The organism is Paenibacillus sp. S28 (assembly GCF_016624415.1).
GTDB classification, from domain to species: domain Bacteria; phylum Bacillota; class Bacilli; order Paenibacillales; family Paenibacillaceae; genus Paenibacillus_AQ; species Paenibacillus_AQ favisporus.
Genome location: NZ_JACVTM010000004.1, coordinates 73,270 through 96,295, shown reverse-complemented (window position 1 = coordinate 96,295; position 23,026 = coordinate 73,270). Strand labels below are relative to the sequence as shown.

At 46.1% G+C, this 23,026-nt stretch carries 23 protein-coding genes; 3 read left to right on the top strand and 20 right to left on the bottom strand.

The features are described from left to right. Positions 1-124: 124 nt before the first annotated feature. Positions 125-709 carry a TetR/AcrR family transcriptional regulator gene (locus IAE55_RS11865; protein ID WP_200632296.1) on the top strand — a complete coding sequence of 195 codons (585 nt, stop codon included), beginning with the start codon at positions 125-127 and terminating at the stop codon, positions 707-709. Positions 710-961: 252 nt separating this feature from the next. On the opposite strand, the gene IAE55_RS11860 is transcribed toward IAE55_RS11865, so the two are convergent. The 15 genes from IAE55_RS11860 to IAE55_RS11790 all read right to left on the bottom strand — a co-directional run bounded on the left by IAE55_RS11860 (position 962) and on the right by IAE55_RS11790 (position 16,172). Beyond that, the gene (locus IAE55_RS11860; protein ID WP_145164609.1) at positions 962-1,762 is read right to left on the bottom strand and encodes an SDR family NAD(P)-dependent oxidoreductase; all 801 of its coding nucleotides are present in this window, start codon (positions 1,760-1,762) and stop codon (positions 962-964) included. Positions 1,763-1,856: 94 nt separating this feature from the next. Then, positions 1,857-2,189, bottom strand: a complete 333-nt coding sequence (gene csaA / locus IAE55_RS11855) for a chaperone CsaA (RefSeq protein ID WP_076176553.1) — start codon at positions 2,187-2,189, stop codon at positions 1,857-1,859. Positions 2,190-2,234: 45 nt separating this feature from the next. Then, positions 2,235-2,558: a putative quinol monooxygenase gene (locus IAE55_RS11850; protein WP_076177137.1), complete on the bottom strand. Its 324-nt coding sequence runs from the start codon at positions 2,556-2,558 to the stop codon at positions 2,235-2,237. A gap of 117 nt (positions 2,559-2,675) precedes the next feature. Then, a complete protein-coding gene (locus tag IAE55_RS11845) occupies positions 2,676-3,770 on the bottom strand; it encodes an FAD-dependent monooxygenase (RefSeq protein ID WP_145164611.1) in 1,095 nt (364 codons plus the stop codon). Between the two features lie 11 nt (positions 3,771-3,781). Further along, on the bottom strand, positions 3,782-4,633 hold the full coding sequence (locus IAE55_RS11840; RefSeq protein WP_200632294.1) for an SDR family NAD(P)-dependent oxidoreductase: 852 nt from the start codon (positions 4,631-4,633) through the stop codon (positions 3,782-3,784). A 343-nt stretch (positions 4,634-4,976) separates the two neighbouring features. Beyond that, positions 4,977-5,552, bottom strand: coding sequence for a TetR/AcrR family transcriptional regulator (locus tag IAE55_RS11835; protein ID WP_145164615.1), 576 nt, complete (start codon positions 5,550-5,552; stop codon positions 4,977-4,979). A 192-nt stretch (positions 5,553-5,744) separates the two neighbouring features. Further along, positions 5,745-6,314: a dihydrofolate reductase family protein gene (locus IAE55_RS11830; RefSeq protein WP_076177072.1), complete on the bottom strand. Its 570-nt coding sequence runs from the start codon at positions 6,312-6,314 to the stop codon at positions 5,745-5,747. Between the two features lie 242 nt (positions 6,315-6,556). Continuing rightward, a complete protein-coding gene (locus IAE55_RS11825) occupies positions 6,557-7,258 on the bottom strand; it encodes an SDR family NAD(P)-dependent oxidoreductase (protein WP_200632287.1) in 702 nt (233 codons plus the stop codon). A 155-nt stretch (positions 7,259-7,413) separates the two neighbouring features. After that, positions 7,414-8,199: a sugar phosphate isomerase/epimerase family protein gene (locus IAE55_RS11820; protein ID WP_200632278.1), complete on the bottom strand. Its 786-nt coding sequence runs from the start codon at positions 8,197-8,199 to the stop codon at positions 7,414-7,416. A 512-nt stretch (positions 8,200-8,711) separates the two neighbouring features. Beyond that, a complete protein-coding gene (locus IAE55_RS11815; protein ID WP_105444790.1) occupies positions 8,712-9,074 on the bottom strand; it encodes a Rieske (2Fe-2S) protein in 363 nt (120 codons plus the stop codon). Further along, positions 9,071-10,165, bottom strand: a complete 1,095-nt coding sequence (locus tag IAE55_RS11810; RefSeq protein WP_200632276.1) for an amidohydrolase family protein — start codon at positions 10,163-10,165, stop codon at positions 9,071-9,073. Before IAE55_RS11810 ends, IAE55_RS11815 begins: the two co-directional genes overlap by 4 nt. A gap of 32 nt (positions 10,166-10,197) precedes the next feature. Continuing rightward, positions 10,198-11,760: an extracellular solute-binding protein gene (locus tag IAE55_RS11805; RefSeq protein ID WP_325168629.1), complete on the bottom strand. Its 1,563-nt coding sequence runs from the start codon at positions 11,758-11,760 to the stop codon at positions 10,198-10,200. A 63-nt stretch (positions 11,761-11,823) separates the two neighbouring features. Continuing rightward, on the bottom strand, positions 11,824-12,684 hold the full coding sequence (locus tag IAE55_RS11800) for a carbohydrate ABC transporter permease (RefSeq protein ID WP_200632274.1): 861 nt from the start codon (positions 12,682-12,684) through the stop codon (positions 11,824-11,826). Between the two features lie 13 nt (positions 12,685-12,697). Continuing rightward, positions 12,698-13,555 carry an ABC transporter permease gene (locus IAE55_RS11795; RefSeq protein ID WP_084204339.1) on the bottom strand — a complete coding sequence of 286 codons (858 nt, stop codon included), beginning with the start codon at positions 13,553-13,555 and terminating at the stop codon, positions 12,698-12,700. A gap of 295 nt (positions 13,556-13,850) precedes the next feature. Next, a complete protein-coding gene (locus IAE55_RS11790) occupies positions 13,851-16,172 on the bottom strand; it encodes a helix-turn-helix domain-containing protein (protein ID WP_200632272.1) in 2,322 nt (773 codons plus the stop codon). Positions 16,173-16,854: 682 nt separating this feature from the next. On the opposite strand from IAE55_RS11790, the gene IAE55_RS11785 reads away from it, so the two are divergent. Further along, positions 16,855-17,697, top strand: coding sequence for an oxidoreductase (locus IAE55_RS11785; RefSeq protein ID WP_200632270.1), 843 nt, complete (start codon positions 16,855-16,857; stop codon positions 17,695-17,697). 252 nt (positions 17,698-17,949) lie between these two features. Here IAE55_RS11785 and IAE55_RS11780 read toward each other — a convergent pair whose 3' ends face one another. After that, entirely contained in the window at positions 17,950-18,801 is an 852-nt protein-coding gene (locus IAE55_RS11780; protein WP_200632256.1) for a helix-turn-helix transcriptional regulator, read from the bottom strand. Positions 18,802-18,949: 148 nt separating this feature from the next. Between IAE55_RS11780 and IAE55_RS11775 the strand changes: the two genes are divergently transcribed. Continuing rightward, complete coding sequence (locus IAE55_RS11775; protein WP_234489490.1) at positions 18,950-19,744, top strand: SDR family NAD(P)-dependent oxidoreductase; 795 nt, start codon at positions 18,950-18,952, stop codon at positions 19,742-19,744. A gap of 118 nt (positions 19,745-19,862) precedes the next feature. Here IAE55_RS11775 and IAE55_RS11770 read toward each other — a convergent pair whose 3' ends face one another. The 4 genes from IAE55_RS11770 to IAE55_RS11755 all read right to left on the bottom strand — a co-directional run bounded on the left by IAE55_RS11770 (position 19,863) and on the right by IAE55_RS11755 (position 22,895). Then, positions 19,863-20,315, bottom strand: coding sequence for an NUDIX domain-containing protein (locus IAE55_RS11770; RefSeq protein WP_200632255.1), 453 nt, complete (start codon positions 20,313-20,315; stop codon positions 19,863-19,865). 170 nt (positions 20,316-20,485) lie between these two features. Further along, positions 20,486-21,061 (bottom strand): GNAT family N-acetyltransferase, encoded by a 576-nt coding sequence (locus IAE55_RS11765; protein ID WP_200632254.1) that lies wholly within the window; start codon positions 21,059-21,061, stop codon positions 20,486-20,488. A gap of 301 nt (positions 21,062-21,362) precedes the next feature. Beyond that, a complete protein-coding gene (locus IAE55_RS11760) occupies positions 21,363-21,866 on the bottom strand; it encodes a hypothetical protein (RefSeq protein ID WP_200632253.1) in 504 nt (167 codons plus the stop codon). Positions 21,867-21,959: 93 nt separating this feature from the next. Beyond that, the gene (locus IAE55_RS11755) at positions 21,960-22,895 is read right to left on the bottom strand and encodes a phosphotransferase (protein ID WP_200632252.1); all 936 of its coding nucleotides are present in this window, start codon (positions 22,893-22,895) and stop codon (positions 21,960-21,962) included. Positions 22,896-23,026 lie beyond the last annotated feature (131 nt).

Sequence of the window (23,026 nt, the reverse complement as noted above, 5' to 3'; positions counted from 1 at the left end):
AAAAACAACACTGTCTGTGCTAATCTTATCTAAGCGGTTTGGCTTATACAACCAGTAAAAAACCGTTTTTGTGGGTTATCCAACACACGTACTTATTTGTCCTTTAGAGAGGGTGGAGCATAGCATGTTGACTAACACAAACGATCCCCGTGTGAAACGGACGCGTCAACTATTGATGCAAGCTTTTATGGAATTGCTTGAGCAGAAGAGGAATGTCACTTCTATTACCGTACAAGATATTACGGCTTACGCGACCGTAAACCGCTCCACGTTCTATGCGCATTTTGAAGACAAATTCGCATTTCTTGAGAGCTGGATGCGGGAAAAATTTCTAGAGAAGCTGAAGGATGAGCTGCCTAATGCTGCTTTATCCGATATAGGGAGCCTGCGAACGCTTATTTTAATCGTTTTTGATTTTCTTTTCTGTACTCGTCCGTATATGACTTTAGCTGATCGTCAGTATGAACCGTTATTTGAGGTCGCGATGCAAAAGGAACTGTATGACCTATTATTCAACTGGTTAAGTGAACAATCGGAACCATCCGTTTCACGAGAGACGGTAGAGACCGCTGCCCGGATTGCTAGCTGGGGCATATTTGGATCAGCCCTCGAGTGGAGCAGACATCCGGAATATCGATCGGCGGAAGACATGGCGCGAGAAGTTTTGGTGGTCGTTGCTGCTGGTATAGCACCCGTAATAGGGGAATAATTAGTGCCGCTTAAAGGCGGCGCGGTCAAATAGAGTGCCTGAAGCAAATATTCGTCAAAATGCAGGGCGCCTTGAGAGTCGGTCTGTAACCTTTTGATCGAACCGTAGATTTATGACGCGTTTCTCTCATACAATTAAAAAAGGACAGGCGAGCCTGTCCTTTTTGTGTTGATCCACAAAGAGTAAATTTTGTTCGTTCCTAATTGTCTATATGGCTTGAATACAAGTACCTGTTTTTTCGTCAATTTCGGATTAAATCGTTTTAATCATATTTCCATCAATAACATAATCCGCTCCGGTAATCATTGAAGCTCGCTCCGATGCAAGGAACACTGTAAGGTTCGCAATATCTTCGGCTTCTGCAAATTTTCCCAATGTTATACCAGCCATTTTAGGTAGCTCTTCAAAAACTTTTTCCGAATCCATCGCTGCAACTGAACCGATCGTTTTGGCCATTCCGTTTTCAGGGTCTTTCCACAAAGGGGTTACTACCGGTCCAGGTGAGATCGAGTTCACTCTAATATGACGAGGCCCAAACTCACCAGCCAGCATTTTCGTCAAATTATTAAGTGCCGCTTTGGTGGTGCCATAAATAGGCAATAACAATTCGGGCATCCGTGCATTTACTGAAGAGATATTTACAATGGCACCCTCATTGTTCTCTAGGATATGCGGTAATGCTGCTTGAGTAAAACGAACAACGCTAAACAGGTTTAAATCATAAAGTTGTTCCCATTCCTCATTTGGCGTAGCCAAAAAACCTTCTCCTCTTCTCTTGTCAACCGCCCCGATACTATTGATTAAAATGTCGACTCTGCCGAACACTCCACCGAGTTTTTTAGAAAGTTCAGCTGTATTGCGTTCCATATTGACATCAATAGGTAGATGTTTGACTGAATTTTTTTCAACAAGATCAGCCAATTCCTCCGTTAAAGTCCGACTTACCGCGACGACACTTGCCCCTTCCTCGACAAATTTTCGAACGATAGCGAGTCCAATTCCTTTACTTGCTCCGGTAACGACAGCTACTTTGTTGGCTAATTTAAGATCCATGTTTACCTCCGAAAGCTAACGCTTTTAAAATTTAAATTCCTTTATTTCCAAGTATTATTCCTTTGATGAAAACAATTTAGGTAGATCCTTATTTTTACGCAATAGGCGTACCATTAGGCATTTCAGTATCCGGCTTTAAAAGAATAACATCTCCTTTTTCCGGGACTCCTCCCAACACTAATACCTCCGATTTGAATCCCGCAATGCGCCGAGGAGGAAAATTGACGATCCCTATAATTTGCTTCCCTACAATTTCCTCAACCTTGTAACGCTTAGTTATTTGTGCACTTGAGGATTTCATCCCGATCTCCGGTCCAAAATCAATCTTAAGCTTTATCGCAGGGACCTTTGCTTCTTCAAAAAACTCCGCTTCCTTAATCGTTCCGACACGAATATCTAGTGCTGTAAAATCATCGATTGTTGCCAATGTTTTGCCTCCTCCACTAGAGTCTTTAACCCCTCGGTGTTGCTCTTACTGCGCTGGGCGGAACGGCTGCAGGAGTCGAATCCCTTCCTCAATGGATCCCTCCATCAACTCTAAGAGCTGGGGTACCAGTTCCTTCATTCGGGGGGCGTTCAGGTGCCGATCAAGGGCATCCCGGTTTTCCCAGCGCTCGTAGATGATGAATGTGCCAGGCTGGCCTTCTACTTCGTGAGCCTCGTAGTCAATGTTACCCAGGTCGTTGCGCGACGGGGTGACAGCAGCAGTCATGAATGCCTTCATCTCGGCTTCTCTCCCTGCTTTAGCTCTCGCCTCCCAGAGTACAGTAACGTAACGGTTCTTTGTATCGTTCATGCTAATTCCTCCTATTTTATAAATACTTCGTATTTTTTGTTTTACCGTTATCTCAAATGGGCAAATTCCCCGTTTATGTTTGAAATTCCAGTGCATCAATGGCTTAGTTTCATGCTGTTACAAACGTCCAAAAGAACGATTAAAGCCTTGGCCCGCAAGAACATCTTGACGAACTACATCTAATCGGCCTATTTGGTATTCACTCAAAGCATTTATGATCGAATTCGGATACTGTTTAATAGAGTCTATAATGGCAACCGTATCATCAAGTGAGTCATTAAAGCCTGCGCCCGTCATTGGTGACATCGTATGAGCTGCGTCGCCAATCATGGCTATTCTTCCTTTTGACAATATATTAGGGATGTATTCATTAACAGGTGCCCCGATTAAGCTGCGGTCCTTAATCGCGATTTGCAAAATGGCATCATCTTCTTTGCTCCAATGGGCTTGGCTGGTTTGTGATAGTTCTTCCAGCAGCGAATCCGGAATAGCTTCACCGTATAAGGAATGCTGGGCAACCCCGTCCTTTAACACCCCTAATTCAGACAGCAATGGATTATGCGAATGATCAAACCAGCAAAAACCTATCCATCGCTGGCCAGGATGGGTTCCCCCCTCTTTCCCTGGCATCACCGCAGTTGTCAATTTACCGGCAGCACTATCGTTGAAATAAGCGCTCGAAAGCTGCCGTTTTTTCCAGTCTTTCTTGGGCAGCAAATTTTCATCCACTTTCCCTACCCAAGCCAGATAGCCAGCATAATCTGCAAATGGTTTGTCAGGGCTTAAATAACGGCGAACAATACTGCGATATCCATCTGCGCCAATTAAAAAGTCTCCTCTAAACGTCTGCTCCTCTTCACTGGTAGCCCAAGCAGATGATTCATTTTGCCCAACACTAACAATTCGTGTTTGGTGCTGAAGGGTGATGCCAGGTTCTTTAGCGACCGCATTGCGCAAACGTTCTTGAATGGCTGACCAAGCTTCAACATGGTTGCTACCATTGGATGCCAAGTGTCTTAATTCACGTTCAATTTCACTGTTACGATAAGGCTTTGTGTGTAAACGAATAAAAGCGCCATTTCTTAATGATGAATCTGCACGTTCAAGAATGGTCACTGTATAACCAGAACGGGATAACGCAAGCCCCATCATTAGACCACCTAAAGATCCACCTACAATAATGGCATGTTCAAATTGTTTTTGTGACATCATTCATTCTCCCGTTACTGCAATTTCATCTGGCTGCGGAGCATCCGATCGAGGAGTTTGTCTGGGAGAATACGGACCAGTCGGGTCAGCATCGCGGAATCGCGACCGACCGTATAGCGGGTGCGCGGCTTACTTACGTGGATGGCTCGTGAAACCACTGCTGCCACTTTCTCGGGGCGGGTACCGTCCGTTGCCCATGTTTCAGCCTGAGCCTTCACGGCATCAAAAAGACGATCATGGCGCCTGTGCTGGTCCGGTGTCATTAACTTGGCCAGCCGCTCCGCTGTCGTAATCCCTTGTTCCGACAGGCCCGTGCTGACGCCTCCCGGCGTGATCATGATGACCTTGAGGCCAAACGAGGACATCTCCCTGCGGAGACTGTCATTGATCGCTTCCATAGCATACTTTGCAGCCGAATAAATTCCGAACCCAGGCATGGAAACCTTGCCCCCAAGCGAACCGATATTGACCACGCGCCCGCCGCTGTTCAGCAAGGCCGGGGTAAGTGCCTGAATAACCGCGACCTGCCCGATCACGCTGACTTCAATCTGGCGGCGAAATTCATCCAGCGGAACCATCTCGAGAGGAGCATTAACCGCGATGCCGGCATTGTTGACCACGGCCCGCAAAGGGCGACCAAGTGAATCTTGCTCCACCCGTTCGGCCAGCGCCTTCAGGGTGTCGATATGGGTAACATCGATGATCACCGGTTCGATATTTTTGTGTTTGATTTTGTCGGCGTCTTCCTGACGACGAACCCCCGCCAAAACATGAAATCCTTCAGCGGCGAGCTGCTCCGCAGTAGCCCTGCCGATGCCGCTGGACGTACCTGTGACGACGACCAGCTCTTGAGTTTTAGATGGCATAGTAACCCTCCTAGGTTTGATAAAATGTGGATCACTGTCACGTTATAGCACTGCTATACGGGTATTATAGCACCGCTATACAAAACTGTCTATAGCGGTGCTATATATTTTCTAGAAGTGTTGTCCTGCGGTTCGAACATCGTTTGACGGACGTTGGTGATGCACTCGGCGTACCACATTTCACCTGTCACACAACAGGAATCCAAGAGAACGAATGCTCGCATCCTCCAAACATAAAAAAGATCGCCATCCTCCTGGAGGTCCAGGTTGGATAGGCGATCTTTTTTATGCGTCTCTAAATTAGGGCTTTGCCTGGGGTCGCCAGGCTCTGTCATCGAATTCCTCATTCTGAATCGTCTTCCGGCTTTTGGATCAAAATGATCTGCATTACGCTCTCCCGAATGAGATCAACGACGTCGGGCTGGGGTGGGGGTGTCTTACGAACCTGGGCCGTCACATACAGCCAAGAGGCCGTATTCGCAGAAGCCCAGACCAGATCTGCCGCGGCCTGGACTGACACTGCCAGTTTGCCTTCGTCGGCGACTCTCTGAATATTTTGCACCAATGCTTGGTACGACTGATCTGCCGCCTCGATATGGGCTCCCTCGAGCAACCGCCCCATCATCGCCGCATAAATCCGAGGACGGGCTGCCGCGAAGCGGACATAGTCATCCCATCCTTGACGAAGAGCCATCTCTGGAATGGCGGACTCCACAGCGGCAATCTTGCTTTCAAATAACTGTTTGAACGCTTCCACTATAGCTGCACTCAGGAGTCCATCGGCACTGCCGAAATGATGGTAGAGCGTAGGAGCCGTAACCTGTGCGATCGCCGTTACGGCTCGCGTCGAAAATTGGGCTCCGCCCTCCTCTTCGAGTACCTTAAGAGCAGCTGCCAATATTTTGTCATATGTGTTCATACGCCCATTATAGCAGTGCTATATACGAATGTCCATAAGAAAGGTTGTACGCTTAGGGCTTTTATTGTTTTAACGATATATGTAAACTGCTCTATAGCTAAATAAAGACAGCAGCCATGCTTCTTGGCCGGCTGCCGACTTGTATTTTAAGCAATCGTTCCCCGTTAGAGCGGAACACCTTGTACGGCACGACTATTTCTCCAACTCATAGCGGGTCGCGATAATACCCGACTTGAACGTTCGGCTGGACAGCAGCTTGAGCCTGATTTTCTCGACGCCGCCGTCGAAAACCGAATTTCCACCGCCTAGGACAACCGGACAAATCGTCAGTAGAAATTCGTCGATCAGGCCGAGCTCAAGCAGCGTCTTCGCAGCCCCCGGGCTGCCGAAGATAACGAGATTTTTGCCAGGCTCCTCCTTGAGCGCCTTAATTTCCTCCGCGATATTGTCCTTGATCAGGATCGTATTGTTCCATTCCGCCTTATCCATCGTGCCGGAGATGACGATCTTCTTAACATCCTGCACCCATTTGGCATGCTCCATATCGTGCCTCGACGCATTCGGATTATCCAGCACCGTGGGCCAGTAGCTCTCCATCATCCGATACGTCGTGCGTCCGTATACGGGAGAGCCGACTTCGGCTACGACCTCCTCGGCGTACTTCTCGAATTCCTCGTTATACGGAATCCAATCTAGTCCTCCGTTCGAATCCGACGCATACCCGTCTAGCGACACATGCATGAACAATACGAGTTTCCTCATGTCTGTTTCTCCTCCGTTTTCGAATTTATCTTGTTCTATTTTTGGCACTTGTCCTGTGTTTGTTCTGCTGTTAGGTTCACTATAAATCATTACGTAACGTAAGGTTCAAGGGAGAATCAGAATTTTTTTCAGACAGTCATGTTGCTCAAAACTGCCCGTTAGCTTAAATGCTTACTTCTTTAGCCATTTTCATCCCCCATTGCTGCTAACTGTCCTTAGCTTATGTATCATCAATATTTGTTTTAAGATTGTGAAGCTAAAACCCTTCTAACAATTTTTTTCGCAGCATCTTCCGCAGATTTCAAAGCACCTGTTTCTTTGGCTTCCTTAAAAAAATTCGCAACTGCTAGTCCTTCTTGGTTCCGTGCCACCTCCTGCATAGAGGTATCAACCATACCCGGATCTACTTTGTTTATGGTTAACGATTTATGATCCTCCAATTGTATGCAGGACGTGAACATATTCAAAGCAGCCTTTGAAGCACAGTACAAGCTCATGCTGGCCGCCGCATCTTTAGCGGAACCAGAGGATATATTTACAATGATTCGATGGACATTCCTCTCATCCGTTTGGTTTATTAAAGACTGGGTTAACAAGATCGGCGCTAACAAGTTTGTTTGTATACTTTTTACTGCATCTTCAGGCCTACAATCGTCTATATTCCCTAAAGGTGTTACTTGAGCTGCGTTATTAATCAATGTAATCGACTCTATTTCGTCATGAACTCGTTCCATTATTCCTCTAATTAATTCTGATATGCCATCTGTGTTTTGCAGATCATATTTCACAAAATGTAATTTACAATCGTGTTGAGCTGCAAATTCGTTCAGAGAGTCATTATGGTTCCTTGCAACTGCGAAGATAAGATGATTACGGTTAATAAGCTGTTTACAGATCTCATAACCCAAACCACGAGACGTACCTGTAATAATAAATGCTCTCATATTTTTCCCTCTTTCCATTTGTTTGGAGAATTTGTTTGGAGATCATCTATTGCTTCGATTCGTCCTTAGATATACCTGCTCGTTAATGGAGAAAAGACAGCCGATCCCAAGTATGCGGCTGCCTTCCAAATTCTTTATTGAGTTATCGTTTCCGGTTAGCGTAATGCTTCCAGCCTTTTTGCTCGTTCAAACGCTTTATGTAAAAACTCTTCAGCCGATAAATTCTCATAATCCCAAGTCATGGCCTCTATTGCAGTCGCGCCTGAATAATTCGTTTCAGCTATTTTTTTCATGGTTGTAGACCAATCAATCGTGCCGTCAAAAGGTAACCCATGTTGAGCATAACTTCCGTTATTATCATGTAAATGTAGCGCCATCAGTCGGGAACCGTACATGGTTAATAAATCATCGCTTGGATAGTGTCGGTAGTGATGTCCGCTGTCATAACAGAATCCGATTCGCAGAGAATCGACTTGCTGCAGCACATATGACAAATTAGTAAAGTTCCATAAATTCTCCATCGCAACATTGACACCAAGCTGTTCAGCTTTTTCTGCAATTCTCATGACTCTATCCAGTCCTAACACGTTATATGGATGGTTTTCGTTGGGAAGGTGCACCACCATTGTCGGAATTTCAATTTCGGCGCAATCCGCTACACATTGCAAATAGATATCGGTTAAGGCTTCACCGTCCAGATTGTCTAGCCAGAGGTTGTTTTCGTACTGGATTGGTGTGTGAATATTTTCTATAAACAGACCCGCGTCCCGCGCAATTTGTGGTCCGTTGCGATAATCGCCCCGGCCAAAACCATCACTCCACCACATTAAAACACCGTCAAATCCGGCTTCTTTTATTAACTTATAACGATCTTTAACCGGTAATTCATAGCCAAACCAATCATAAATGGTAAACATATGCCGATTTCCTGGTAAATTCATAGTTATGACCTTCCCTTTTCCCAATAATTAGTCCCCGCGAAGCTATGTTATGATACTATTGATTAATTGACAAACCTTAAAAACACACGTTCACTTTCTGAATAGAAACGTATCTTCGCTCTAGATGGCCGATTATGGGATTTTCAGAAAATAAGATCTTTGTTTATCTTTATATATCTCATTTTTTGAAGGAGAGCCTATTAACTAGATACCTCTATAGAAGGGTTGACATCAACTGCCCTTTAACGGAGCGTTAGCTAAATTAATAAGGGCACTAAAAATTCTTAGATACTTATCTGTTCAAATCGGATAAGAAGGTAGGAATGAAATGACCGAAATCAATCGCAACCAAAGACCTGGTTCATTACAGGTTGTTCCACCGGATTTGGCCGAGGAATCGCCAAAAGGGCCATTTCTACAGGATATAACGTCGTTGCCAGACGCGGCTGTTAAGCATGTTTGTTCTCGAAAAAAACGGCTAAGGAATCATATCCTTAGCCGCAAACCAAGCTTCAATTCCTCTTACGTAACACAACATATACCCCGGTATCGTCGGTTTCCACCGGATAACCACGCAGCTTCGCGTCGCTGCCTGGAGCCAGGTGATGACCGCTCTTCAGGTCGAATTCCCAGCCGTGCCATGGGCATCGCAGCACTCGATCTTCCAATCCGTAACAATAATCGTAAACATCGGAAGGAAGCCGGGTCCCTCGAATCGCCCCCGCGCATACCGGCGCCGCCGCATGCGGGCAAACGTTACGCCACGCATAGTATTTACCTTCGATCCGAAACAGGCCGATTTCCATCTCTTTCACTTTTACGATAAGTTTGCCGCCGTCGCTGATCGCATCTGGCTCCGCCACTTTCACTCTCATGCAGGACCCGCCTCCTTAGACCTCTCCGGAATCGGGAAGCCGTACAGCTCTGCCGCGTTATCCCCTAGAATACGCTCTTTCAACTTCTGAGGAAGGTTTCTCAGCACGACTTTTGGATTGTCGAAGTCCCAATGCGGGTAGTCGGATGAGAACATGGCGATCTGTTCAGCATGCATCATCTGAAAGATTTGCAGCAGATGTTCCGGCTGCTTCGGTTCTTCGATCGGTTGCGTTGTTACCCGCACATGTTCCACAATATACTCCGATGGTAGACGCTTGAGCCATGGCGTGGTATCGCGCAGCGCTTTATAGTTTTTGTCCATGCGCCACATCAAATGGGGCAGCCAGGCTATACCGCCTTCGATCGCTACAAATTTAAGCTTCGGATATTTTTCGAACACCCCTTCGCATACCAGGCTATTGATATGAGTCATAAAATTCGCAGGTAGAATATTGTGCCATTCCATATACCGGGTCGGGTACCCGGCCGGTGTCGGGGCGCCGGATATCCCCTTCCCTTCCGTGCCCGGATGAATGGCGACCGGCAGTCCATTCCGTTCTGCTGCTTCATAGATCGGATGGTAAAAGCGGTTGCCGTACGGCATACGCGCTCCGCTTCCCATAACGACCTGCACCATGCCCGGATGCGGCCCCATCCTGTCGATCTCTTTGACGGCTTCGGCCGGATCGGAATGGTTAATCTGAATGGAGCCTTTGAATTTTGGGCTGACGCTAAGCCAATGATCCGCCAGCCAATCGTTGAAGGCGGCAGCGACGGCATTCGCATAGTCCGGATCGGCGTGAAGAGAAAGGCCCTGTTCTCCCCCACCCGTTAGGATGCCGTAATCGATTCCGAACGGTTCCATATAATGCTGCAGGACAAACTGCGGATCGCTTCCGGGCGTGGCGCCATTGTCGGGCTTTGCATCCTGACGCAATACACCTACGGGCGAATAATACTGCCCGTGCACACCGATACCACTTTCGAGCCATTGTTGGTGCCATACTTTCGGTAAATAAGGCAGCAAGTCCTGCAGTTTGTCGATCGCATTGTGGATGTCAGCATCAACGATAAACGATGCGGATCGCATTTCATGCCCTCCTTTGACTTGAATCTTACCGCTTACTTAGAACCATACGTGCGCTGATATGCGGTATTGTACATATCCAACAGTTCATCGGAGCCGAGTTTCTTCAATTGATCCAAGAACTGCTGGTAGTTCGCGTCGGTAATCGGTGTCTTGCCTGTGACGAATTCGGTAATTTTCTGCTCCAGAAACTTGGTGAGCGGGGTCAGCTTTGATTTTTCCAGATCGAGCTCTTCCGTCGTCTTCACGAGCGCCTTAGGCGCGGGAATGATGAACTTTTCGTAGCTGCTGTTGATCGCTTTGCTTTTGTCGTCGAGACCTCTCTCCCACGTTTGACGTGCCAATGCGTTGTTCAGCGAAATGTTGTCGTACCATACGCCGAAATCGCGGCGCAGCGGCACATAGGGGCTAGCTCCGAACTCTTTCATGTAGACCGGCTTCCCGTCCTCAAGGGTATACGATTTGCCTTCAATACCGAGCGACAAATAATTGGTGCCCTCTTCACTCACTAGATAATCAAGAAATTTGACGGCTCTTTCCTTATCTTTGACTTTCGCCGAAATGGCCCGCCCCACCGATCCTACGACCGGACGGGAAAACTGGTAGTTCTTTACGCCGTCTGCGGCAAACTCGGGAAGCGCATCCAGATCGTAATCCGGCGTGCCGGCTTGCTTCGCTTTGTCGATCGTCGGGTTCACTTCCGCCTTCCAGTAGTAGGTTACGGACGACTTCCCTTTTAAGAACCGTTCTTCCCACTGATCCGGAGTCAACAAATAAAATTCGGGGTCGAGCAGCTGTTCCGTATACAGCTTATTCATAAATACAAGTGCATCTTTATATCCGCTATTGTACGGCGCGAACTCGTACTTATCTTCCGTCGGACTTTGATTGTAAAAGCCTGTAATACCTGTGAAAATCTTTCCGAATACGGTATACATTCCGGTATCCGCCGTGACCGGAGTATTGAAGCTGAGCGGGTAGCTGTCCGGCTCTTTAGCCTTCAAGTCTTTCAGGAATTGATAAAATTCATTAATATTTGTCGGGGCTTTCAAGTTGTATTTATCCATCAAATCTTTGCGCGCCATCCAAATATAATTGAAGCCTTTCCCAGCAGGGTCACCTTCGAGTACAGGAACGTCGTAGATGCCGCCATCCGCTCCAGTTGCCACCGCTTTCGCTTCGGGATAGGTTTCATAGAACTTTTTGAGATTGGGCGCGATATCCAAATAATCGTTCAAATTCAGGAACACGTTCTCCGGCCCGTTCTCCCTAGCCTCTTGATTTGTCGGCTGACTAAAATCAGTGACCGTGTTGGTAGCGATCATAATCTGCCGCTTCTCCGTCAGGCCTTCTTGGCTGACGACCTGCCAATCCACTTTGACGCCCGTTTTCGCTTCGATTTCCTTGAAAATCTCCCAATCATTCTTTACCTTTCCTTCCGGGCGATCGTAAACTAGCCAAGAGAACGAAATTGGCTTTTGCGAGTCTGTCCCTCCTCCATTTGCCCCTTCTTGCTTCCCGCCTTTTCCACTGCAGCCTGCGGTAAGAACGCTCAGCATAACGGCAGAAAGGATGATGGCCATCATTCTTTTACTCACTTGTTTATACCCTCCTTATATTGACATCGGATATATAGGAATAAGTTCCGGTGGAATCTGCATCTACCCTTTGATTCCGCCGATCATGGTGCCTTGTACGAAATATTTTTGAATGAACGGATACACGCATAAAATCGGCACTGTAGCGATTGTGATCATGGCGTATTTCAGCGTCTCTATATAGTCCGTGTTGCCTTCGCCCTGCACATTCGAGCCGGCGATAATAATGTTGCGCAGCATGATTTGCAAGGGGTACATGCTCCGATCATTCAAATAGATCAGCGCATCGAAGAACGAGTTCCATTGATTGACGGCCGTGAACAGTCCGATGGAGACGAGTACCGGAAGCGAGAGCGGAAGTACAATCTTTAGGAACACCTGCATCGTGCCACAGCCATCAATGGTGGCGGCATCTTCAAGCTCTTCCGGCAATCCCTCGAAAAAGGTGCGCATGATGAACAGATACCAAGTGCTGACTAGCGACGGCAGTACGATCGCCCACATCGTATCAAGCAGTCCCAGTTTCTGTACAACAAGGAAGGTCGGGATCATCCCTCCTCCGAACATCAGCGTGAAGGCCGCCAGGAACAGGATCAGCGGACGGCCAGGGAGCCCTTTTTTGGCAAGCGGATAAGCCATGGCAGATGTAACGGCGAGCGATAAGAAAGTTTGAACGGCGGTATAGCGAATCGTGTTCCAATAGCTGATCCATAGATCCGGATTGCCGAGGAGCCGTTGATAAGCAATGAAGTTGATCGCTTTGGGCCAGAGAACGACCCGCCCGCTCATGACCATGGCGTTATCACTGATGGAAGCGGAAAACACATATACGAGTGGATAGACCATGACGATAATGAGAATGGACATGAGGAAGATATTTACAGCGTCAAATAACTTCGAGCCGAAGCTTTCCTTGATTTTCATTTCTCGGCCTCCTTCACCAGAGACTTGTGTCCGAAAATTTCTTGACGACACGGTTCGCTGAGACGACTAGCACGAATCCGATCACCGACTGGAACAAACCGACAGCCGTAGCGAAGCTGAAGTCGGCGGATAGGATGCCGCGGCGATAAATGTATGTGTTGAGGACATCCGCGGTTTCATAGGTCATCGGATTGTACAGCAAAATAATTTTTTGGAAGCCGGTTTCCATAAAGTGGCTAAGCGTCAGGACAAACAGGACGATCATAACAGGAATCATACCGATAAAGGTCACATGACGCATTTGTTGAAAGCGATTGGCGCCATCGATTTTAGCAGCCTCATACAAGGTCGGATCGACGCCGGCAATAGCCGCCAAATACAAGATGGTGCCCCAGCCGATCGTCTGCCAAATTTCCGAGCCTACGTAGATCGTACGGAACCAACCTGGCTCGCCGAGAAACATAATTCGCCCGAAGCCGAGCCAGTCGAGTATATGATTGACGATTCCGGTCTGCTGCGACAAAAAGGTAACCATAATGCCGGCGATCACGACGGTTGATAAAAAGTGAGGCATGTAGCTGACGCTCTGCACGAACCATTTGAACTTCCGGCTTCGGATTTCATGGAACAGCAAGGCAAGGATGATTGGTGCCGGAAAACGAAATATCAGGTCGTATACATTGAGCATGACCGTATTCCGGACCAGCTTCCAGGCATCCGGCGTGTTGAGGAAAAAATCAATAAAATGCTGCAGGCCGACAAACTTGCTGCCCATGATACCACGGCCGATCGAGAAATTCTGAAACGCGATGATCACCCCGTACATCGGCGCGTACTTGAAGAGGATGTAATACAGAATGCCGGGCAGCATCAGCAAATATAACGTTTTGTATTTCTTCAGCTTGAATCGGAGAGAAGTGCCCTTTCCACTTTGATATCGGGCTGGTATTTGTGCGTTCGCGGCGTCGCTTCGATCCAATGACAACGGTTTCACCTCCTTTGGCAGGCGTTTGAACGCCAACCGAATCTTTGCTCTGACTATAGGTGGTGGCACGCCGCGGGTAAAGCACCATGTTTTCGGGATGTCTCCATTTTTACAAACCGCATGACAACGCCACTCGCATGATAAGCAGGTGAAAAAAATGAGACTTCGAAAAAAAGAAGACTCATGATTGATGGATCGTGCGATATTTAGCCGGGGTAATTCCTTCGTAACGGCGAAAATTACGGATGAATGAATTCCTTCCCCAATAGCCAATTTGTCCGGCAATATCGTCGATCTTCATATCTGTTTCGAGCAAAAATTGCTTCGCTTTGGAAATCCTGTACTTGGCGATGTATTCCACATACTTCTCACCCACCTCTTCCTTGAACATGCGGCTGAAATGCCCGGCGGACATGTTCATTTGCTCCGCGAAATGCTCAATGGAGAGTTCTTCGTTATAATGGGTTCGAATATAGTCCAAAATTTCGGCAAACTGTTGTTTCCGATCTGGCGCTTCGGTCGTCCGGAACAGTACGCCGTGAATTTCCCGAAATGTTTGCCTCATTTCTTCCCAGGTTACACAGCGGTTGATGGAGGCAAACAACTCGGAATAGACCGAGATGTCAAAATCGTTTTGCTCACTTTCGATGGCCCTGGCCCAAGTATTCAGCACATCGGTGCCCAAGTTCTTCATCTGATCTGCGTTCGCATTACTTCGCATTCCTGCGTCCAGCAAGTCGAACACGGACTGAAGCAAGCTTGTGCAATCGCCAGCTTTGTACCTATTGAAGATCCGGTTCACTTCTTGAGAAGACAAGAAACTGTCTCCCGACGATCGCTCCTTCCACACCCTTTGTTCGCTGCAAATCTCGGCACCAGGGTGCAAGCTCTTATAATGAAGCAGCGAAAGCGCATGGTTGTAAGACTCATGGAGGGCGGCGACGGAATGGACTGTTTCCCCAATTCCAATGGAAGCTTTGTAATAAGGATGCTCCAGGAGAAGCTTTATAACATTCGCCGTTTCCTTGGGGTCGCAAAGCCGATTCTCCTCGTGATGCAACACACAGGACAATTGTTCGGAACGTGTTTGACATACCCAAATCATTGCCGGGGACAGCTTGCGAATTTTCTCCTTCAACTCGGCCAGCATAAATGATTTGGACGTTTCAGACAGCTGTTCTGCGAGTGGCGAATAGTATTGGATATCAATGCAGAGGACGGTTGCGGCTGATACCGGCTTGTACGGGAAGGCAATTTCTTTCGCGTAATATTCGATGGACAAGCTGTCGCGGTATTCACCAAACAACACTCGAACAATAAATTGCTCCTGAACGATCGGGAACATGCCGTTTACGGTCTGTGTCAGCTCTTTGTTCTTAGAGATTAGCAAATGCGAAAACCGTTTTATTGTATCGAACTCGTTGCCGCTGTGGGAGCCGGGTGCGTCGTCCACATGCGGATGCTGCGATTCCAGCCCCGTTTTAATTTCGCGAATCGGGTTGTACAACCTCCGGCTCAAATAATAAGAAACCAAGCCGCCTACGATGATAAACATGCCAAGCAGTACGAACGTCATCGTGCGGATCGTGCTTGCCGGCTTCATTAGGGTGGGCAGATCGATCATGCTTACGTAATACCAAGTATCGTTGAACCGGGATTTGGTAAATGATAGCGCTTTCCTATTCTCGTTTAAAAATAAAGTCTGTTCCGGATTCATACGGATCATCGCTGCAAATGAATCAGGCTGTAGCTCGGACGATCCGTTAGAGATCAGGACGGAGCCGGACGAGTTGACCAGCATCGTATCCGTTACCCACTTCTCCTGAATGCCCAATCGCTCGCGAAGCTTATCTAGATCAAGATTCACGACCAAATAGACTTCTGGATTGCTATTGTTGAAAGGATAGCTCATCAGCATGGCGGTGTTCGAATGGGCTGAGACGATGTCCCGAGTAAATGGCGGCCTTTCAAATACGGTATGCGGTTTTGTAAAAACCATCGATTTCTTGCCAGCAAAATTGGCAAAGTAGGATGGCATATCCGTATCTTTAATCAGATACTGTTCCCGGAAATACTCGTCTTTGTTGTTGTATGTATTGCCGTCGATGACAAGATCTTCGCTCGCAAAGTACAAGAACGATTTGTACACCAGATCTTCCGAATCCAGTTTATTCATTTGTTGCATGAGCGAGTGAATCCATTCATAGCGCTGAGTGAGGTCGGCCGGATCACCGGACGTTCCGGGAAAGTTCTTGAGGCTTGCAGTTGACAGCATGTTCACCATATCACGTTCGAGAGTGACGAATGTGTCATCGGTTTGCTCCGAGAAATGCTGCATGATGGTATTGTTCAACCTTTCCGCATCATGCTCAATCAACCGGACGACAAAAAAATTGGTCAGTACGGCGGCTACGATGACTGGGGTAAGAATCAGTGCGAAGTAGTTGGCGAATAACCGACAAAACAGCACAGTGCGATACGTTTGCCAGAAACGGTTCACCATGACAACCCTCCTAATAAAATTTCATAAATATAATTCAATTGCAAAATATTTTTTCACCCCTATCTTAAACTATTTTCATTAAATTTGTACTTGTTTACTTTGCAAAAATGTCACTGCTTCTTCCTGAAAGGCAGCCGGATCGCGCTTTTGGGTTACATGCCCATGAGTGCAACAAAAAAAGACTGGAGCACTTGCCCCAGTCTAGCCATTATTATTGTATTTATTGTTAGCCGTATGTCTTATTTGGGGTATTACCACACCATCTGCGAATCTGTTGCTCACAATTGAGCCATGCATCGATTCGCATAAAAAGCGATTTCATATTTGCTAAAGTTATAATTGAGATTACGTCGTAGTTGCTCAATTGGTTTATCTTTTTCAATTTCTTACGTAGTCAAAAATGCCTCAGGATTTTCCTTCAGAGACTTTAACCTCAACTCACGATATATTTCAGCATCTTGTAAATCCAATATACGAATCTCCATTTTTTCACCTCTATATTCTCACATTTAAAACCATATCCAACACCATTTTTGTGTTCCGCAATATTTTATCTACCTTTGTAGGATTAGGCAATAACGAACGAGTATTAGGCTACCCGAACAAGCTGCTGATCCAATAAAATGAGAAAAGTAATGGCGACTCACGAAGAGATCAAATCGGATAAGAAAGTAGGAGTGAAATGACCCAAAATCAATCGCAACAAAAGACTTGGTTCATTACAGGCTGTTCCACCGGATTTGGCCGAGAAATCGCCAAAAAGGCCATTTCTACAGGATATAACGTCGTTGCCACCGCTAGAAATCCGGCTCAAATCGAGGATTTGGCTGCAGAGCATCAGGAGCATGTTTTGATACTTCAACTGGACGTGACGGACAAAGCTCAAGTCCGGGCTACCGTGCAGAAGGCTTTGGAGAAATTCGGCACAATAGATGTCCTGGTCAACAATGCCGGCATCGGCTATTTCAGCACGGTTGAAGAAAGCGTTGAAGAAGAAGCGCGGAGAATGTTCGAGATCAACTTCTGGGGATTGATGGCGGTAACTCAAGAGGTCCTGCCTCATTTCAGAAGTCAAAACTCCGGCCACATCATTAATTTTTCATCCGTCGGAGGCCTGGCGGCATTCCCGTCCGTTGGCTATTATAATGCAACGAAATTCGCGGTCGAAGGCATTTCCGAAAGCCTTGCAAAGGAAGTAGCGCCGCTCGGAATCCATGTTACGCTTATTGAGCCTGGGGCGTTCCGAACCGATTGGGCCGGACGATCTGCAAACCGCACGCAAACCGCGATAACGGCGTATATGGAAACGGTGGGACCAAGGATCAACAGGCCAAGCGGCCAGGAGCTGGGAAATCCGGCCAAGCTGGCGGAAGCGGTCATTCAAGTTGCCGAGCTCCCTAATCCGCCATTGCGTTTATTGCTGGGTAAAGACGCATATGCGGTAGCAACCGCAAAATTGGGTGACATGCTTAACGACATTGAAAATTGGAAAGAAACAACGATGAGTACCGATTTCGAGGAATAAGAGGGGAGATTATGGCCGCAGGCACTGATTTGTAGTAACATTTTCAGCGCCAACCTCGTAATTGATAATTCATCGGTTAACCATTCTTGTCCAGGCTTACGATGCAAGTTCATGTCCCTAGCTGAGGGCAAGAACTTGCATCGTTAAAACAAAAAAAGCCGCGGATCCCGCGACTTCTTATGCGTGTTACGTTCTTGTCCTCCGACTTTATAAAACTCCCACTTCGAAAGCCCCCCTTTTAGGATAATGATGTTATCCCTTACTTTCTTTTGCAGGTGATCCCTTTGCCAAATATTTTTCTAGCTTTGATCTTGTTGCTGGTAGAGGCATGTAAATCATCACTCTCATATCAGGATCATTGGGGATTTGCAGGGTAATATGATCAAACTCAAGGTGCCCCATGTAGGGATGCTCCACTTCTTTAAATCCTTCAAGAGAGCCGGGCGTTTCATGCTGCAGCCATAGCCGGTCAAATTCAGGACTTATTCGTTTAAGATCTTCTATTAATTCGGCAAACGACGAATCTTCAACGTAGCGGGCTGATGCCGTGTGGAATTCCGCAATCATTCCCGTAGCCTTTTGATCGAAATTTTTGAAGCGCCCCTTCCATACCGGGTCCGTGAAAAACCGCCAGATTAAATTGAATTCATGAGGCGGTGCTGCCGAGGAAATGGAGAAAATCTCATTTGCAGCATCATTCCAGGCCACAAAATCCCAGCGTCTTCCCAGAATATATACAGGATTCGGAGTAAGGTCATCCAGCATCCTTTGAAATGCTGACCCGATACTTTCTTTATGAGGAGACAAGTAAGGAGGAAGTGATTCTCCTGCAAGAAAAAAAAGATGGCGTCGTTCATTGGGATTAAGCTTTAGTGCCGCAGCTAGACTTTCCAACACTTGTACTGACGGACGGACATCACGTCCCTGCTCCAGCCACATATACCAGGATGTGCCGATATTCGACAGCTGTGCGACCTCTTCCCTGCGCAATCCGGCTGTCCGGCGGCGCGACCCAGTCGGCAAACCCACATCCTCTGGAGAAAGGCTTGACCTCTGTTTACGCAAAAAATCACCAAGAGCCGAACGGCGCTCGCGATCGTTCATCTCAATCCCTCCTAACCTATTACTCGGAAACCTATGATTAAGCAACCTCTCGTTAAAAGTGTATTAGAAAATTATACTCAATCATAGAAATCGCTTCAACTCAGTTTGAAACGTTTCAAACCATTACCGACTTTAAAGGAGACAGGCCATGCAATCAATAACACAGCACAAAAATTACAATTCTCAGGGAATGCTTATTGATAAAGTAGCTCTGGTTACAGGAGCCAGCCGCGGCATCGGAGCAGCGGCAGCCAAACTCTTCGCCGAAGAAGGAGCGGCGGTTACTCTCGTCGCAAGAACAGAAGCAGCTCTACGCTCTGAAGTTGAGGAAATTATCGCGAAAGGCGGTAAAGCCGATTACATTGTAGCCGATCTAGCCGATTCCGCCAGCATCGAACGGGCGATTCAAACGACCGTTGAGCGTCACGGTCGCCTGGATATAGCATTCAATAATGCTGGAATTGGGGCTCCCCTTTCGCCCTTAACAGAGGTCACAGAAGAGGATTTCGACCTTCTTCAAGCTGTAAATTACAAAGGAATCTGGGTGGCAATGAAAGCGGAAATCAAGGCAATGATCGATACTGCAGGTACCGGTGCCATTGTCAATAACAGCAGCGTCGGCAGTTTCAGAGGTAATCCGGGGTTGTCTGTCTACGGAGCCGCCAAACGGGCTGTTAATAGTCTGACCGAGACGGCTGCCATTGAATACGGGCCTTCGGGTATCCGCGTAAACGCTATTGCACCTGGCACCACCATGACCGAGATGATCGAGGGGTTAGTTGCACAAGTTCCAGATATAATCGAAAAAAGCAACTCTGTGACGCCTCTTAGGCGTCCTGCCGATCCTCATGAGATCGCGCAAGCGGCTGCCTGGTTATTGAGCGATCGCGCTTCTTACGTGACAGGCGTCGTTCTGCCGGTGGACGGCGGAGCAAGAGCGTAGTCCCTAACGGAGGGATTATCCCATAGGGTCCATTGACCCAGGATACTCCCTCCACATGTTATGAAACGCTCTGAGAAATTGCTGTCGCCCCTTATGTGCTAGGCATGCTTCTTTCGAGTTAGCTGAATAGCTCTTCTAAGTAGCTCTTTATAATATCTCTTCTAAATTCTTCATCTACTAAATGAATTTCATCTTTAGTAATCCACTGGTATTTAAATTTGCTCCCTTGATCCCCTCCATCTCCTGTGCCAATATATTCCCACTTTTCTGGAGGTTTTCTATCTGGTACTACAAGAAAATCATGTCGTTCCACATTTGAATCTATAAATGCTTTGTAATAATATTGAACTCCAAGTTTCTTCGTCATCAGTAAATAAGTCAGCCCAGACTCTTCCAACATCTCTCTATATAAAGCCTCTTCAGCCGTTTCTCCAGGCTCAATATTTCCACCAGGTAACCTAAACTGTACACCTGGCTCATTCGAGTAAACTAATAATTTTTTTCTTCCCATCTGATCAGTTTGTACGATAAAACCGAAGGATTTTCTCTTTAGGGGTTTATTAGCCTTCATAAATGTTCTTCCTCATAATTAGATTTTATCGTTGCATGCTTTTCACATAACGACTTATTCACCAGGCTGCCTTCAAATGATTTCATTGAGCCGTCTTATGTAGTGGAATGATCCGTTCTCAATGCAAGTTTATAAAAAATCCGTCCCTTACAGGATGGACATTACTCCAATCATATTTCTGCCTGTTTGCGAAATCGTTCCTTTGTGAGAACATGCAATAACTCACCGTTACATTCCTCGTAATCACCTGTCAAACCCATAAGTTCGCGTTCAAATACAAAGCCTAGTTTCCTAAAGACTCCTATTGATGCAGTGTTCTGTGAATTGGCCTTAGCGAACAATTTGTCTAATCCAATAACATTAAAGGCATAGGCTGTCAACGCGGAGGCTGCTTCAGTTGCATAACCATTCCCCCAATAGTCTCGGCCAATCAAATAATACAGTTCTTTATCAGGAGCACTTAAATCAAGTACGCCCACACCACACCAGCCGATGAAAGCGTCTGTTGCTTTGGTTCGAATCGCAAAGGAGTATTTAAATGGCATGTTAAAGGACGTATTGTAACTGTCGATCAGCCACTTGAATAGTCCTTTATATTCTTCGAACGATAAAACTCCCATATGCATATAAGTGAACAACTCTGGGTTTTGCATCAGCTCAAACGCTTCCATCAAATCACTTTCGATGTAAGGGCGAATGATTAGACGCTCTGTTTCTAATCGCATCATAGATAATTCGGATTGCATGTTGATTCTCCTCTTGTCTGTATTTGTTATACATCATGTATCAGACTAGAGTGAATAATATGGCATACCCACCCCTCATTTTCCACGCATTTTTATCTATTAGCATAATCTGTTACCCAGGAAAGATACAATGGATAATTTGATTTTAATCGAAGTTACCCTCTGGATAATGCCACACTTTACTGCCCGTTTAGAAAAGGCAGCCGATTCCAAGTAATCGGCTGCCTTCAAAATCTTTATTGTGCTATCGTACCCGTTAGCGTAATGCGCTGTTGATGATTAGGAATCTGTTCACTAACTCTTATTTATTAGCTAGAAATGAAGAGGTTTTCATATTTACTTTTTTATTTTCAGACTCAATCTTAAAATACAATTCTTTTTTAGCTGCTGTTAAAATTCGAATTGGGTTACGCATTGACACGAATAATTCACCTTCTGAATTCGGCTTAAACATTACCTCATCTTCCAGAGATCCCACCCTTAATTTAACATTCTCAATTGGACCAAACATCACTCCAAGGGAGGCTCCATTATCTCCTATTAAAGAAATTCTATATTTTACATTGGAATCTAACCCCTTCGCATAAATAAGAAAGTCAGCAGCATCGTCTTCGAAAATGATAATTGCTCGACTTATCCCATCTTCAAAGGAAAGTTCTTGCAACTGCTGTGACTTTGTTATTTTTAAGACTTCATCTTTCGCTGTGTTCTCTTGCATAAATGACTTTTCTGAACACCCTGCGAAGAAGATAAATAATGCTACTATAATGAATAGCTGATTTAACTTTTTAAAGCGAATTGGCATATATTGCCCCTCTAGCGGGCAACTTCTGTTCGTTCCGTTAACCTACCCGTTCTCCACTCTTGGTTTAAATGAGTTATAATGCCATCGCATCTGCTAATCCATAGTAATATCTACTACTTGTTTCGCGAAAGCAGCATAGGGTCTGACCAGATCCGGCCTTTGATCAATAGCCCACCTAAGGTTATCAAAAGCCCGTAATAACAGATAATTCCTTATGCCAGAAAGGTCTTCTCCACTTATTCCGTATCCATCTATAAACGCCTCGAATTCTTCAGCATTTGGGCTTTCATCCAGCCCTAGGATTTGGTAATGCATCAATTGAGCAACAGTTGCATGGGGCACCACGCTTACTTTTGCATTCCAATCCAGCAAGATCACTTGGTTTCCCTGATTGACAATCGTATTCTTTAATGAGATATCTCCATGGTTTAATCCGAAACGGAACGGTTCACTCTTTATATCCTCAAACCGTTGTTTTATTCTCTGCGATTCCACCTGATTGATTACTCCAAGTTCAATCAAGGGATCATGCTCAGTTAAACTATTTATATTATGCTGTACATACCCTTGCCAAGTACCGTCTGATCCAGCATGAGGCGGTGACTGAAACTCCCCATGGACAGGATCAATCAGATTTTCCCCGTATCCTTTCACTTGAATAGAATGAATAAGCTTGGCATATTCGCCCAGTCTTCTCCAAATAATAGACTTTGGTACAGTACTGTCTACCCCGTTGACTCCCTCAATAAAGGCTTGAATCATATATACTGTCTCATCAACTATGCCAATGGACAACACCTCAGGTCCAGGAACGCCTTCAGCTGCTCGCTCGATACACCATTTCTCTTTGATAAAGCTAGGATATTCATCTTTTCCGTTCATACGGACAACCACTTTATGAAGCTCTGTTTCAACTACGCATACCTGATTTGTGATGCCTTTACCTTTGATCTGATAAGAAATTTTAACTTTTTCCTGAAGAAAATTGCCTGCAATTCGTGCTGCTTGTTTAACTAAAGAGTCGTCCATTGTGAGTTTTATCCTCCCTCAAGTACCTTGCTTTGAATAGTTTACCACGACTTTTTTAGGAGATCGTTTATTAAACTAACCTGCCCGTTAGCTTAAGGCGATAATGCCAAATAAATTAATGCCTTGCCTTC